This is a genomic window from Vibrio sp. 1562, from assembly GCF_033340155.1.
Taxonomy (GTDB): Bacteria; Pseudomonadota; Gammaproteobacteria; order Enterobacterales; family Vibrionaceae; genus Vibrio; species Vibrio alginolyticus.
Genome location: NZ_JAWOVY010000011.1, coordinates 38,756 through 52,987, shown reverse-complemented (window position 1 = coordinate 52,987; position 14,232 = coordinate 38,756). Strand labels below are relative to the sequence as shown.

Here is a 14,232-nt window from a genome sequence, read left to right as displayed (position 1 = left end):
GCTCTAATGGTTTCACACCTAGCAATATAAAATTGGCGCTAAGTGTCTCGGCAGCGGTTGATCCAAGTGCGACAAAAGGGTACGTAGCAGCATCGGTCGATGAATTTTATCTTTTTTCTATCTGATGAGAAATTGCCATCAACCTGTTAAGAAAACACAAAAACCGCTATATTTCAGCGGTTTACATATAAATCATATTTAATCGTTTGCGCTCACATTTTAGCCCTATGTGGACTGACTAGCAATGTTTTCAGCAAGAGATTTGTGTATTTGAAGTCACATTTTGACTGCTAAATAACCAAGCGTCTTTGCGCTAAGTTAAGGCAAACGAATATTATACCCAAGTTACTTACAATTGGTCACTTTCAGGCATACAGGAAGCCCGATAGGCAGGCTCCCTAAAAATAGGCGGCAATTATTCACCAAGAAGGTAGGCGCTGTCTAGTTTACAAAATGCAACTAATAGTTTCGCGACACTCGAGTAAAATCCAAATTCGTCGAATTTTTTACATTTGTCTGAAAACTGAGGTAACCAAGACATCAATTGTTGCTGGATAAAGTCGTTTTGTTTAACGAAGGCTTCTTCCATGTGTTTTTCTTGTTCAAGCTCGTTTGAGCGGATAATCATGTTCCCGAGAAAGTCGAGCTCAACGGCTAAGTGATCCGCAGGTTCCTTTAGGTTTTCGTCTACTTGAACGCCAAATTCAGCCATCAACTTTTCCATTTCCTCAGCTGGCTTGTCATTCAGTAAACCTGATTCACCAATGTACATGGATGCGTAAGGAAGAGCGCCGTATTTTTCTGTCTTCAAAAACAGTTCACAAAAGTCAGCTGCAAGCTCTAGTTGTGCATCTTCACGATCTTGTAACCGATTCAATGCATCAACTAGGCTATCAACGGCTGGTTTTAGCGACTCATTTTCACCTAAACCTGCGAGAAAACTGCGAATTTCAACACTGTGATAGGCTTCCAATTCTTTCTCTGTTAGTTCTTTTGCGAACAAGCTCGAAAACCACCAGTAAATTTCAGCGCGTTTTTCATTAAAAGCTTTCACTTCTTGCATTTTGGGCTCCTGAATGATGCTTCAAGTCATGCATCACAAAGTCAATTAGGGATATCCCCTAAGTGTAATCAATTAAAATGAATAGCAGTAACTATAATTGTTATGTTTTATGGTCAAAAATGACCGTTTATTAATAGCAATGGGCAAGCTTGTTTTGAATCAATAAAAACGCTAAATCTTGCGTTTTAATGTATCTATGACTAGAAATGTTACTAGTTATGAATAGAATACGTCTTGGATAATAAGAAGACAGAAAAGTGGTGTAAATGAGCTATCACGTATTAGTCGTAGAAGATGATGTTGTAACTCGTAGTAAGCTTGCGGGATATTTCCAAAATGAGGGCTACCAAGTCAGCGAAGCAGAGAGTGGCGCAGAAATGCGTGAAGTTTTGCAAGCGGGCGATGTAGACCTGATCATGCTGGATATTAACCTGCCTGGTGAAGACGGCCTGATGCTTACTCGTGAGTTACGTAGCCAATCGGATATTGGTATCATATTAGTAACAGGACGCACGGATAGCATTGATAAAATCGTAGGCCTAGAAATGGGTGCTGACGATTATGTGACAAAACCTTTTGAACTGAGAGAGCTGTTAGTTCGCGTTAAAAACTTGCTGTGGCGTATTTCAGCAGCGCGTAGTGGCAGCTCGAAAGCGAATGAAACCAGTGAAGAGCACATTGTGCGCTTTGGGGAGTGGACATTCGACATTCAACGTCGCGCACTTAGCCGCAACGGTGAGCCAGTAAAACTAACTAAAGCAGAGTATGAACTTTTGGTGGCATTATCGTCTTACCCTAACCAGGTGTTAAGTCGTGAGCGTATTTTGAACATGATTAGCCATCGAGTGGATGCGCCGAATGACCGCACCATTGATGTTCTTATTCGACGTATGCGCGCAAAAATGGAGTTCGATCCTAAGAACCCACAGATTTTTGTAACGGTGCACGGCGAAGGCTATATGTTTGCTGGTGACTAGTTTGAACATAACTCAGTAGTAAAAAGAAAAGGAGAGCTTCGGCTCTCCTTTTTTGTGGCTTCAAGATAATACTAGTTTGCTTCAACCATTGGTGTTTGGCCGACAGTATCACGCAACCTTTGCCAAATACTGCCCAAGTACTCATGCCAATAAAGCTCTGTTTGTTCTAAGTAACGCGCTTTAGGTGAGTATTTATCCCAAGGTTGACTTATCTCTCTAATAGCTAAGAAGTTGGTCGGGGCTGGGATTGGTTTAATGCCTGCTGCGTTGAACTCATACAATGCACGGCTCATGTGGCTCGCAGAAGTGACTAACACAATCTCCTTTTGTTGAACGAATGCAGCCGCTTGACGCGCCTCTTCCCACGTATCTTTCGCATCTTCTAATAAAATGATATCGGACTTCGCGACTCCCAACGCAAGGGCAACGTTCGCCATCATTCTCGCGTGGCTAATTTCAGATCCGCCAGCATAGCCGGATAAGATTAATTTCGCGCCTGGATACATTCTTAAAATACGAATGCCCTCAGTTAAGCGCATTAATGCTGCACGGCTTAACTGCGAGGTGGGTGGAATTTCGTCATCGATAACATGACCATTCCCTAAAACCATCACGTAGTCGATGGTGCCAGAAACTGGCAAAAAGGCTTTATGCTCTCGCTCTAACGGCATAAGAAGCTTGGTTGAAACAGGTTGGAAGGCAACAAGAAAAATGCCAACAAAAGAGAATAGAACAACGAAGCAGCCAGTTTTACGTTTTGTAGTAAAACTAATGAGAGCAAGACCCAACAAGCCTATCAGCAGCAATGCCGGAAGGGGCATAAGCATGGCTGACACTACTTTTTTCAGCTCAAACATACATAAATAGTCCGAAAAAACATCAATTGATAATAAAAATGAGGGTATCCCTCTTTATTCCTGCTTTCCTTGTGCCAGAATAGCGGCACAATCCGTTATGATAACTCAGCAGAAGTGACAGAAGACCGCAATTTCGACGATATCGCCCACAAATTTGCAAAAAATATTTACGGCTCCGATAAAGGGGAGATCCGCCAAATCATTGTGTGGGAAGATTTTCTAAAGATTCTAAGTGAATTAGATGCTGACCAGCAACCCCTAGAAGTGTTAGACGCTGGTGGTGGTTTGGCACAAATGTCGCAAAAGCTTGCTAAGCTCGGACATCGAATCGCTTTATGTGATCTATCTTCGGAAATGCTGCAGTTGGCTAAGCAGGATATTGAAAAAAACGGTTTGCTTGAGCAGTATCGCCTGATTCATTCGCCTGTCCAATCCATCGGTGAACATATGGATGTACAGGTCGATCTGGTTATGTTCCACGCTGTGATGGAGTGGCTGGTTGATCCTAAGGCCGCACTTGAAACAGTTCTAGAGCAAGTAAAACCGGGAGGCATCGCATCAGTCATGTTCTACAACCACCACGGTTTAGTCTATAAAAATGTGGTTTGTGGCAACATTCCTCATATTTTAGACGGCATGCCTCACCGGAAAAGATTTAAACTACAGCCACAGAAAGGCCTAAAACCCGAAGAGGTCTATCAATGGATAGAAGATTCTGGTTTTAGTATTTGTGGCAAATCTGGTATTCGTTCCTTCAGTGATTACATAGGCAATATGCAATACATGGGCGATTACGAGTTTGAAGATGTGTTGGCGCTAGAAAAACAACTTTGTCGACAAGAGCCATACCTCTCATTAGGCCGCTACATACACGTGTGGGCTAAGAAGAACGATAAACAGGAATAACGATGAGTGAGATGACTCTCAATGCTGCAGAGCAACCAATCGATGAGTTGGTTGGCTGGGTTAAGCAGCACGATTTCTCGTTGAACCTGACCACTGAGCGATTGGCATTTTTGATTGCTATCGCTGTACTAAGTAATGAAAGGTTCGATGAAGAATTGGGTGAAGGTGAATTGCACGACGCATTTGCCATCGTCACTCGACTTTTTGATGAGACCGGCGAAGCTTCGGCTTTCCGTGCGAACAATGCCATCAACGAGATGGTTAAGCAGCGTCTTATGAGCCGTTTTGTCAGTGAGATTACTGACGGAGCGAGCATTTACCGCTTGTCGCCATTAGCGATAGGAATTACCGACTACTACGTGCGTCATCGCGAGTTCTCGAAACTGCGTCTTTCTATCCAGCTATCGATGGTAGCGGATGAAATGGCAAAAGCGATTGAAGCTGCACAAAAGGGTGGCACTCCGGGCCACTGGAAGAAAAACGTTTACGGAATTTTGAAATATTCTGTAGGCGAGATCTTCGATCAAATCGACCTTAACCAACGTGTGATGGATGAGCAGCAACAGTCTGTTAAACAACAGATTGCTGATCTGCTTAACAAAGACTGGCGTGAAGCGATCAACAACTGTGAAGCGCTACTGTCAGAAACATCAAGCACGTTGCGTGAACTTCAAGATACGCTGCAAGCCGCCAGTGATGAACTGCAAACTCAGATCCTCGATATTCAAGAAATTGTTTACGGTGACCCTGAGCTGGAGTTTATCGAAGAAGCCTTGTTTGGTCTGCAAATGAAGCTGGACCGAATCACAAGCTGGGGCCAGCAAGCTATCGACCTTTGGATTGGTTACGACCGACACGTGCACAAGTTTATCCGTACTGCAATCGATATGGATAAGAATCGTGCGTTTAGCTCGCGTCTGCGTCAATCTGTCAAAGATTACTTCGATGCGCCTTGGTATCTGACTTATGCAGATGCGGAGAGGCTTTCCGACCTTCGTGATGAGGCCCTAGTACTGCGTGATGACGAGGTCACGGGTCAAGTTCCGATGGAAGTAGAATACGAAGAGTTTCAACAAGTCAATGATGAGTTGGCAGAGCGAATTGGTGACATGCTGAAAGCGCATAAAGATCAAGGCACACCAATCGATTTGAGTGTGGTACTGCGAGATTACCTTGCACAGCACCCTTACACTCATCATTTTGATTTAGCTCGCATTATCGTCGATCAAGCTGTACGTCTAGGGTATTCAGAATCGGATTACCAAGCGATTCAACCAGACTGGAAAGCAATCAACGAATTTGGGGCAAAGGTACAAGCGAATGTCATCGACCGATACTAATGAATACATGTCAGAGAATCTGGCAAAAGCAATTTCTAACCCTCTGTTCCCAGCGCTAGACAGCATGCTTCGAGCAGGGCGTCATATCTCAAGTGAAGATCTAGACAATCACGCGTTGTTGTCGGATTTCGAACTTGAGCTTTCTTCTTTCTACCAACGCTACAACACCGAATTGGTGAAAGCGCCAGAAGGTTTCTTCTACCTTCGTCCTCGTTCAACGTCTCTGATTGGCCGTAGTGTTCTTTCTGAACTGGATATGCTGGTGGGTAAGGTACTGTGTTTCCTTTATCTAAGCCCAGAGCGTCTTGCGCACGAAGGCATCTTCACTAACCAAGAGCTGTACGACGAACTGCTTGCTCTAGCAGATGAAAATAAGCTGATGAAGCTAGTGACGAACCGTGCTACCGGTTCTGACCTTGATAAAGAAAAGCTGTTTGAAAAAGTACGTACGTCACTTCGTCGTCTGCGTCGCCTAGGCATGATCATCAACATCGGTGAAACCGGTAAGTTCAGCATCAGTGAAGCGGTATTCCGCTTTGGTGCCGATGTACGTATTGGCGATGACATGCGTGAAGCGCAACTGCGTCTGATCCGTGATGGTGAAGCAGTAGTGCACACCAAAGAGCCAAGCCAAGGCAGCCTATTGTCTGAAGAAGATCAAGACGACCAAGCCCAAGAAGAAACGACAGAAGAGGGTGAAGCATGAGCATGATTGAACGCGGTAAATACCAATCGCTGACCATGGTCAACTGGAACGGCTTCTTTGCCCGTACGTTTGACATCGATGGTCTGGTCACCACGCTATCAGGTGGTAACGGTGCAGGTAAATCAACCACAATGGCGGCGTTCATCACCGCATTGATTCCTGACCAAACGCTACTGCACTTCCGTAACACCACAGAAGCAGGCAGCAGCCAATCGTCTCGCGACAAAGGTTTGTACGGTAAGCTACAGCCGGGCGCATGTTATGCGGCGCTAGATGTGGTGAACTCACGTAACCAACGCCTATTGTTCGCAGTAAAACTGCAGCAAGTTGCGGGTCGTGATAAGAAAGTAGACATCAAACCGTTTGTTATCCAAGGTCTTCCAAGCCATGTGAAACCAACAGATATCTTGGTTGAAAGCGTATCTGCGACTCAAGCTCGTGTACGTCAAATCAATGAAGTAAAAGAATCAATCGCAGAATTTGAAGGCGTTCAATTTAAAGCCTTCTCTTCTATCGTGGATTACCACGCACAAATGTTTGAATTCGGTGTGATTCCGAAGAAACTGCGTAACTCTGGTGACCGTTCTAAATTCTACCGCCTGATCGAAGCATCGCTTTACGGTGGTATCTCAAGTGCGATTACCCGTTCGCTACGTGACTACCTTCTGCCACAAAACGGCGGCGTGAAGAAAGCGTTCCAAGATATGGAATCGGCGCTGCGTGAAAACCGCATGACGCTAGAAGCGATCAAAACTACGCAAGCAGACCGTGACTTGTTCAAACACTTGATCACAGAGTCGACTAACTACGTGGCAGCGGACTATATGCGCCATGCTAACGAGCGTCGTAAAAAACTAGAACAGACATTGTCTTTGCGTTCAGAGTTATTTGGTTCTCGCGAGACCTTGATTGAGCAAAACAATCTGCTTAACCGCGTTCAAGAAGAGCTGGAACTGCTGATCGAATCAGAATCTTCTTTAGAGCAAGACTACCAAGCGGCTTCTGATCACTTGCAACTGGTGCAAAACGCGCTGCGTCAGCAAGAGAAGATCGAACGCTACCAAGAAGATCTTGAAGAGCTGAGCGAGCGTCTTGAAGAACAAATGATGGTAGTGGAAGAAGCGCAAGAACGCGTGATGATGGCTGAAGAGCAAGCTACCGTTGCAGAAGAAGAGGTGGATAGCCTTAAGACGCAACTTGCTGATTACCAGCAAGCTCTTGACGTTCAGCAAACTCGCGCCCTTCAATATCAACAAGCAGTTCAAGCGCTGGAGAAAGCGAAGAAGCTACTTGGCGATGACAGCCTAACGGCGGAATCGGCTCAAGCGCTTGTCTCTGAGCTTAAGAGCAAAGAATCAGAAAACACCAATGCGTTGCTATCGGTTAAGCACAAGCTGGACATGTCTTCTGCAGCGGCAGAGCAGTTTGAAACCGCGCTTAAACTAGTACAAAGCATCGTTGGTCAAGTTGAGCGCAAAGACGCGTCTGAACATGCGAAAACCGCAATTGCGAAAGCGCGTGAGTCACAACAAATTGCACAAAACGAACAACAATGGCGAGCACAACACCGTGATCTCGAACGCAGCCTTAACCAGCAGCGTCAAGCACGTGAACTGGTTGCTGAATACAAAAAGCAATATCACGTTGAACTAACCGATGAGGTTACGTTTGAACAAGAACGTGAACGTCATGCGACGCAAATCGAATCACTAGAGATAGCTCAAGAAGAAGTTCGTGATCAGCGTGGTGAACAGCGCCGTCTAGAGCAAAACGCGGTGGCAGAAATCAGTAAGCTTGAAGCAATAGCACCAGCTTGGATTGCGGCGAACGATGCGCTAGAGAAACTGAGAGAGCAGAGCGGTGAAGAGCTTGAGGATCGCCATGCGGTAATGAACCACATGCAAGTTGTCCTTGAACAAGAAAGGGAGCTGTCTTTAGCTAAAGATAAGCTTGCTGAGCGCCGTAGCCAGCTAGACGCTGAGATTGAGCGTCTTGCTTCTCCTGGTGGTTCAAATGACCCTCGCCTGAAAGGTTTGGCAGATACGCTGGGCGGTGTATTGCTGTCTGAGATCTACGATGACATCACGATTTATGACGCGCCTTACTTCAGTGCGATGTACGGTCCGGCTCGTCACGCTATCGTTGTTTCTGACTTGTCAGGCATCGAAGAAAAACTGGTAGAGCTAGACGACTGTCCAGAAGACTTGTACATCATTGAAGGTGACATCGATGCCTTTGATGACAGCTCGTTCGATGCAGAAGAGTTAGAGGGCGCGGTTTGCGTTCGTATGAACGATCGCCAAATGCGTTACTCTCGCTTGCCTGAGATCCCATTGTTTGGCCGTGCGGCACGTGAGCAGCGTCTAGAGTTGCTGCGTAACGAACGAGAAGAAGTGGTAGAGAAACACGCGAAAGCGGCGTTTGATTCTCAGAAAATGCAGCGCTTGTACCAAGCGTTTAACCTATTTGTGTCTAACCACATTCAGGTTGCTTTTGACGCCGATCCAGAACAAGCACTGGCAACTATTCGTGATAAGCGTAACCAAATTGCTCGCGTGTTGGCGGATCTGGATGCGAAAGAGCAACAACAACGTTCTCAGCTTCAAACCAGCAAGCAAGCGTTGTCTTCTCTGGACAAGCTAGCGTCACACATGGTGCTTGTTGAAGATGAGTCATTGCAAGCGCGTTTTGATGAGCTAGAAGAGAAAATCGCTCAGCTTGCAGAGGCAAAAAACTTCTTAAACAACCATGCAAAAGCCGTCACGCAATTAGAGAATATTGCGTCTGCGCTTGATGCTGACCCAGAGCAATTCGATGCACTAGAAGCAGAATACAAAGCGGCAGACGAGCGGCTACAAGATCTTAAGAAGCAAATCTTTGCACTCTCGGATCTCGTTGAACGTCGTCACTACTTCGCTTACTCAGATTCAGTAGACCTACTGAACAAGAGTAGCGAACTGAGTGAGCAGCTAAAAGCTAAACTGGTTCAAGCTGAACAAATGCGTACTCGCTCTCGTGAAGAGTTGAAGCAATCGCAAGGTCAAATGAACCAATACAACCAAGTATTGGCTTCTCTGAAGAGTTCACACCAAGCGAAACTGGAAACGGTTCAAGAGTTCAAACAAGAGCTTCAAGAGTTTGGCGTGAACGCTGACGAAGGTGCAGAAGAGCGCGCAATGCGTCGTCGTGACGAATTGCACGAGCGTCTACACACGTCTCGCAGCCGTAAGAGCGAATACGAGCGCACGATCACCTCTACTGAACTCGAGATGAAAGGCTTGGCGAAACGTCTGAAGAAAGTTCAGAAAGAATACGTTGAGCTGCGTACCTTTGTTGTTGCAGCGAAAGCCGGCTGGTGTTCAGTACTTCGTTTGGCGCGTGAGAACGATGTTGAGCGTCGTCTACACAAGCGTGAACTGGCTTACATGTCAGCGGATGAACTGCGTTCGATGTCGGATAAATCACTGGGTGCGCTGCGTCTAGCGGTTGCGAACAATGACGACCTGCGTGATGCGCTGCGTCTATCAGAAGACAATGCACGTCCAGAGCGTAAAGTTCTGTTCTACATCGCGGTTTACCAACATCTTCGCGAGCGCATTCGTCAGGATATCATCCGTACTGATGATCCAGTTGAAGCGATCGAAGAGATGGAAGTTGAGCTAGCGCGTCTAACGGAAGAGCTAACCCAACGTGAAAACCGCTTAGCGATCAGCTCTGAGTCAGTAGCGAGCATCATTAAGAAGACGATTCAGCGTGAGCAAAATCGTATTCGTATGCTGAACCAAGGCCTGTCGAATATTTCGTTCGGTCAGGTGAAGGGCGTACGTCTGAACGTGAAGATCCGCGAAAGTCACGAAGTGCTACTGAGCGGCCTAGCGACACAGCAAGAGCAGCATAAAGACCTGTTTGAATCGACTCGCTTTACCTTCTCTGAAGCAATGGCGAAACTGTTCCAACGCGTGAACCCACACATCGATATGGGTCAACGTTCACCTCAAGTTCTGGGTGAAGAGCTACTGGATTACCGTAACTACCTAGAGCTAAGTGTAGAAGTGAACCGTGGTACAGATGGTTGGCTACAGGCTGAGTCTGGCGCGCTATCAACAGGTGAAGCGATCGGTACCGGTCAGTCAATCCTTCTTATGGTTGTTCAAAGCTGGGAAGAAGAGTCTCGTCGTCTACGCAGCAAAGACATTGTGCCTTGTCGTCTGCTCTTCTTGGATGAAGCCGCGCGTCTGGATGCGAAATCGATCGCGACATTGTTCGAATTGTGTGACCGTCTGGATATGCAGCTTCTCATCGCGGCACCTGAAAACATCAGCCCAGAGAAAGGTACGACCTACAAACTGGTGCGTAAGGTGTTTAAAGACCACGAGCACGTACACGTAGTTGGTCTGCGTGGTTTTGGTCAAACGGATAAGCCTAAGACTGAAGCGCAAGAGATGATTGAAGAGTTTGAATCGTAAACTCCGAATCTAATAAAACGCCCGCAATGAACGCGGGCGTTTTTGTATCTGTTTGCGAGGCAGGCTTCGAACTACATAAGATAAGCCGAGACTGTAGGACGGCAGTCTCGGCTTATTAGCGGAACTTAATGAGGAAGCGACGTTTATTCCTCTGGAATATCGTCCCTGACTTCGATCATTTCAGCAAGCTCTTCAAGTGCTTGGACAGAAAGCTCAGACAAGCGTTGTAGGTGTTGGTCTAAGCTCTCTTGTTCTTCAAGCTCTGGTTCATCATTGTTTGTTTGTTTTATTAGCATTTCCCAACCTCTCAAGTTGAGTAAGGGGAGCTCTCATCATACTCAAAAGGCAAAGTAGAAAAGAAACGATCTATGTTGATTTTGTTAGCTCGATCATTGATTCAACTTATATATGAGAAGGATGTGTTTAATAAGGAGAGCAACTGCAAGGTTTTTGGATGCGGGAACAAAAACGCCAGTAATCATGACAATTACTGGCGAGTAATAACGAACATTATGTCGGAGGGTTAGAACAACGGCTTCACACCGAACTGCTCTGCCGCGTAAGCGACGCGTTCAATCGGTTTTGGATACTCAGCAGGTGTGCCAAGGCTCTCTATGTGTTTCAAACGAGGAAGCAAGCCTGCACCATTAGCGATTTGGATTGCCAGACCAGGGCGAGCGTTAAGCTCTAAAACCATAGGTCCTTCATCTTTATCCAGCACCATATCCGTACCCATGTATCCCAAACCTGTCATTTCCCAGGCACTTGACGCAAGCTCCAGCAAGCGCTCCCAATGCGGTACTTGAAGGGTCGAAAGGTCTTTACCTGTATCAGGGTGATGAGTAACTGGATGATCGAACTGCACCGCTCTGACGGCTTTACCTGTCGCGATGTCAATGCCTACTCCTACGGCACCTTGGTGAAGGTTTGCTTTGCCGTCGGAAGCCGCTGTAGAACAGCGCATCATCGCCATAACTGGATAACCTTTAAATACGATGATCCGAACATCTGGTACGCCTTCATAACTGAAGCCATCAAAACAGTCATCAAACTTGATTAAGTTTTCAACCACAGCAACGTCATTTTTACCACCAAGAGAGAAAAGGCCAGCAAGCGCATTACTAATGTGACGCTCGACCTCATCCCTACCAATTGTAGAGCCGGAGGGTTTGGTATATACCCCGTTTTTGTGAGACGTAACAACCAGAATGCCTTTACCGCCACTACCTTGTGCAGGTTTGATTACAAAACCAGGCCAGTTCTCAACCATTTTGTGGATAGTCTTAACTTCAGCTTGGTTGTGAATGACACCGATCAGGGCAGGAACTGTTGCTCCTGCTGCCTGTGCAATAATTTTGGTCTTTAGCTTGTCATCGACAAGTGGGTATTTAGAACGATCATTGTAACGGCCAATATAGCTGTGGTTACGCTTGTTCATCCCCATAATGCCTTTATGGCGAAGCTTAGACGGCGAAGTAAAACTTTCGAACATCGTTTAGTCCTCCGCTAGTGGTTTGAAGCGTCGTAGCTCAGTGAGGCGGTAACCTGTGTAAGTACCTAGTAATAGAATACCGGCCAGAACAATCAACTGTAGACCAATGAAGTTAAAGGTTAAGTGTTGAATGTATGAGTTCGTCATTGCAAGGTAAACTAATACCGCTGTCAGCAATGAACCACCACCTTGCAGAGCAACTTCCTTCGCACCTTCTTCTTCCCATAGGATTGACATACGTTCAATCGTCCAAGACAAGATGATCATAGGGAAGAAGGTAATTGTTAGGCCTTCTGTTAAGCCCATTTTAAACGCAACAACGGTGAACACCGAGATGATCATAATAACGGTAATAATGACCGCAGATATCCTTGCTACCAGCAATAAGTTCAACCTAGACAAATAGCTTCGAATAATCAGGCCTGTACCTACAATTAGCAAGAAACCGACAATACCCGTTAATAGTTGAGTTTGAACAAAAGCAACGGCAATCAACACAGGCATGAAGGTACCGGATGTTTTCAGGCCGATAATCACACGCAAGAACACAACGATCAGAGCACCAATAGGGATGAGCATGATGGTTTTGAACATCGCTTGCTCTTCCAAAGGTAGGCTATGAATTGAAATATTCAGTAATCCATCTGCTTCTATTTTGTTGTTTGTAGCTTGTTGTGGTGTCATTTCTTGCTTAATCATCGAGAAATGCACTTGGCTATTTTTACCACCAACAAGGTCAAGTAAGGATACGTTTGATTCATCCCACACTAACAAGTTGGGTTTCACTGCTTTTTGTTCGGATTTTGGCGAAAACAGTACCCAATCTTTACCTGACCAAACCTGAACCATTGGTTGAATTGTTTGGCGTCGACGACCATCTTCTAGTTCGATAACACCGACGGTTTTGCTCTGTATACCTGCGGTAAGCAAAATATTATGCAGTGCATCAGTACGGCTGAAATCGTTCAGTAGTAGCGACGAGTTTTGGCTATCTGGGTCATTAAGCGCTTTGATAAGCTCACGAGTAAACGTCACATTATCGGCTGAGCGACTCATCGCACGTTCGATAAGGGCATTTGCCGCTGCTGCTTGTGGTGCTGATAGCGTTGGTGGCGTAATGTCTTCCGTTGGCGGTAAAGGAGTGACTTTAGCCTGAGGGTCTACTAAGAACTGGGCTTTGTAGTATATGGTTTGTGGCCCTTGAGCTTGGCGAATTGACCATTCTGCACGACGGCCTGAATCGTCATTGATGTAGGAAACGCCATAACCTGATGAGGAAGCAGATTCACCGATAAGTGTGTAACCACTTTGTGTATGAGGTGCTGCAAGTGACGCTTTTACTTCGTTGCCGTTAGCATTGAACTCAATACGAGCTTCTACATCCCACACCTGGCGAGTTTCGCCTGGCGTCCAAGGCACGCCGTAGTTTTCATGCCTGAAAACACTCAGAGCAATGCCCGCAATCACCAATAAGATGATAGAAAGGTAAAACGGTATTTTTGACGTCATAATCTACCTTATTATTTTTTATCTTCGTCCGTTTGGATATAGGTACGACTTACATCGACAAGTGCTATGTCGCGCATAAATTCTCTACCCAGTAAAATAGGATGGTTCATATGTGAGCGATCTGCCAACGTAAATTGCGCTTTTTCATGAATTTTTCCAACGCGCACCCAAAGTTCTACCACAGCGCGGCGTTCTAACTCTTCACTGGTAACCTGGCGGATTTTGACGTAGCGAATGACAGGAGCTTCGATCCAAGTACTTTTCTCTTCTTCGGATTTACTGGTGTCTGCTAAGTGGAATCGGACCCATTTTTTGCCATTTCTTTCGAACTCTTCAATATCAACGGCATTTAAAGACGACGTCGCGGCACCAGTGTCGATACGTGCATCAAAAGTTTGCTTAATCGACTCTACAGTGACCTTTTCGATAGAGCCAAGGACAATATCGTGAGTTGGGGTTGGTTCCACAGGAGCGGGAGATTGGACAATAATCGGCTCTTTCGGTTTTTTTACTTCTGCCATTGCTTCATCGCGAAATGTAAGAAGTTCAACCTGTAGTTTATCGACTTGTTCTTCAAGGCTGTCGATATAGTCCGATTGGTTGCTGAGCTGTAGCTCTAGGTTGGTAATGCGATTATTGACATTCGCTTCTGAATTTTGAATCGCCGCTAACGTTTCTTGGTGGTACTGTTCGCCTTTGGTTAGTGAGCATCCAGATAGTAAGGCGAAGGCAACAATCGGGGTCAATCGTAATAACATTGAAAACCTTGGGATTGGATTAAGTTGTTTATTTTTTAGGAGTTTAGCTTATATCGATAAAGCCTCACAAGTAAGAATGTTTCTCTATTACTTATTGTTTGAGGAATAGTGATGAAAAGCCAAAAATCAAGGACATAAAAGCGCATCCTTATTTAGAG

The 14,232-nt window shown here is 45.6% G+C and carries 11 protein-coding genes; 5 read left to right on the top strand and 6 right to left on the bottom strand.

Translation table 11 applies throughout. The annotated features are described in order from the left end of the window. Positions 1 to 415: 415 nt before the first annotated feature. A complete protein-coding gene (gene torD / locus R7Z49_RS13350; protein WP_005378369.1) occupies positions 416 to 1,063 on the bottom strand; it encodes a molecular chaperone TorD in 648 nt (215 codons plus the stop codon). 266 nt (positions 1,064 to 1,329) lie between these two features. On the opposite strand from torD, the gene torR reads away from it, so the two are divergent. Continuing rightward, positions 1,330 to 2,040, top strand: a complete 711-nt coding sequence (torR, locus tag R7Z49_RS13345) for a two-component system response regulator TorR (RefSeq protein WP_005378370.1) — start codon at positions 1,330 to 1,332, stop codon at positions 2,038 to 2,040. A 71-nt stretch (positions 2,041 to 2,111) separates the two neighbouring features. On the opposite strand, the gene elyC is transcribed toward torR, so the two are convergent. Further along, positions 2,112 to 2,897 carry an envelope biogenesis factor ElyC gene (gene elyC, locus R7Z49_RS13340; protein WP_005378371.1) on the bottom strand — a complete coding sequence of 262 codons (786 nt, stop codon included), beginning with the start codon at positions 2,895 to 2,897 and terminating at the stop codon, positions 2,112 to 2,114. Between the two features lie 114 nt (positions 2,898 to 3,011). Here elyC and cmoM point away from each other — a divergent pair, with 114 nt between their 5' ends. From cmoM to mukB, 4 genes are read left to right on the top strand one after another with little or no spacing between them, the layout of a single operon-like run. Then, positions 3,012 to 3,803: a tRNA uridine 5-oxyacetic acid(34) methyltransferase CmoM gene (cmoM, locus tag R7Z49_RS13335; protein ID WP_031778994.1), complete on the top strand. Its 792-nt coding sequence runs from the start codon at positions 3,012 to 3,014 to the stop codon at positions 3,801 to 3,803. A gap of 2 nt (positions 3,804 to 3,805) precedes the next feature. Beyond that, on the top strand, positions 3,806 to 5,143 hold the full coding sequence (mukF, locus tag R7Z49_RS13330; RefSeq protein ID WP_005378378.1) for a chromosome partition protein MukF: 1,338 nt from the start codon (positions 3,806 to 3,808) through the stop codon (positions 5,141 to 5,143). After that, the gene (mukE, locus tag R7Z49_RS13325; RefSeq protein WP_005378379.1) at positions 5,124 to 5,849 is read left to right on the top strand and encodes a chromosome partition protein MukE; all 726 of its coding nucleotides are present in this window, start codon (positions 5,124 to 5,126) and stop codon (positions 5,847 to 5,849) included. Before mukF ends, mukE begins: the two co-directional genes overlap by 20 nt. A 2-nt stretch (positions 5,850 to 5,851) precedes the next feature. Then, complete coding sequence (gene mukB / locus R7Z49_RS13320) at positions 5,852 to 10,315, top strand: chromosome partition protein MukB (RefSeq protein ID WP_258490000.1); 4,464 nt, start codon at positions 5,852 to 5,854, stop codon at positions 10,313 to 10,315. 143 nt (positions 10,316 to 10,458) lie between these two features. On the opposite strand, the gene R7Z49_RS13315 is transcribed toward mukB, so the two are convergent. The 4 genes from R7Z49_RS13315 to R7Z49_RS13300 all read right to left on the bottom strand — a co-directional run bounded on the left by R7Z49_RS13315 (position 10,459) and on the right by R7Z49_RS13300 (position 14,074). Continuing rightward, positions 10,459 to 10,611, bottom strand: a complete 153-nt coding sequence (locus tag R7Z49_RS13315) for a hypothetical protein (protein ID WP_165401733.1) — start codon at positions 10,609 to 10,611, stop codon at positions 10,459 to 10,461. 227 nt (positions 10,612 to 10,838) lie between these two features. Beyond that, positions 10,839 to 11,807, bottom strand: coding sequence for an alpha-L-glutamate ligase-like protein (locus R7Z49_RS13310; protein ID WP_005378387.1), 969 nt, complete (start codon positions 11,805 to 11,807; stop codon positions 10,839 to 10,841). A 3-nt stretch (positions 11,808 to 11,810) separates the two neighbouring features. Then, positions 11,811 to 13,316, bottom strand: coding sequence for an inactive transglutaminase family protein (locus R7Z49_RS13305; protein ID WP_005378389.1), 1,506 nt, complete (start codon positions 13,314 to 13,316; stop codon positions 11,811 to 11,813). Between the two features lie 11 nt (positions 13,317 to 13,327). Beyond that, positions 13,328 to 14,074, bottom strand: a complete 747-nt coding sequence (locus R7Z49_RS13300) for an ATP-dependent zinc protease (RefSeq protein WP_158173762.1) — start codon at positions 14,072 to 14,074, stop codon at positions 13,328 to 13,330. Positions 14,075 to 14,232 lie beyond the last annotated feature (158 nt).

Bases quoted from the DNA above. Each gene is read 5' to 3' on its own strand.
- torD (WP_005378369.1), bottom strand. From the start codon at position 1,063: ATGCAAGAAGTGAAAGCTTTTAATGAAAAACGCGCTGAAATTTACTGG.
- torR (WP_005378370.1), top strand. From the start codon at position 1,330: ATGAGCTATCACGTATTAGTCGTAGAAGATGATGTTGTAACTCGTAGT.
- mukB (WP_258490000.1), top strand. From the start codon at position 5,852: ATGATTGAACGCGGTAAATACCAATCGCTGACCATGGTCAACTGGAAC.
- R7Z49_RS13310 (WP_005378387.1), bottom strand. From the start codon at position 11,807: ATGTTCGAAAGTTTTACTTCGCCGTCTAAGCTTCGCCATAAAGGCATT.
- elyC (WP_005378371.1), bottom strand. From the start codon at position 2,897: ATGTTTGAGCTGAAAAAAGTAGTGTCAGCCATGCTTATGCCCCTTCCG.
- mukE (WP_005378379.1), top strand. From the start codon at position 5,124: ATGTCATCGACCGATACTAATGAATACATGTCAGAGAATCTGGCAAAA.
- R7Z49_RS13300 (WP_158173762.1), bottom strand. From the start codon at position 14,074: ATGTTATTACGATTGACCCCGATTGTTGCCTTCGCCTTACTATCTGGA.
- mukF (WP_005378378.1), top strand. From the start codon at position 3,806: ATGAGTGAGATGACTCTCAATGCTGCAGAGCAACCAATCGATGAGTTG.
- R7Z49_RS13305 (WP_005378389.1), bottom strand. From the start codon at position 13,316: ATGACGTCAAAAATACCGTTTTACCTTTCTATCATCTTATTGGTGATT.
- R7Z49_RS13315 (WP_165401733.1), bottom strand. From the start codon at position 10,611: ATGCTAATAAAACAAACAAACAATGATGAACCAGAGCTTGAAGAACAA.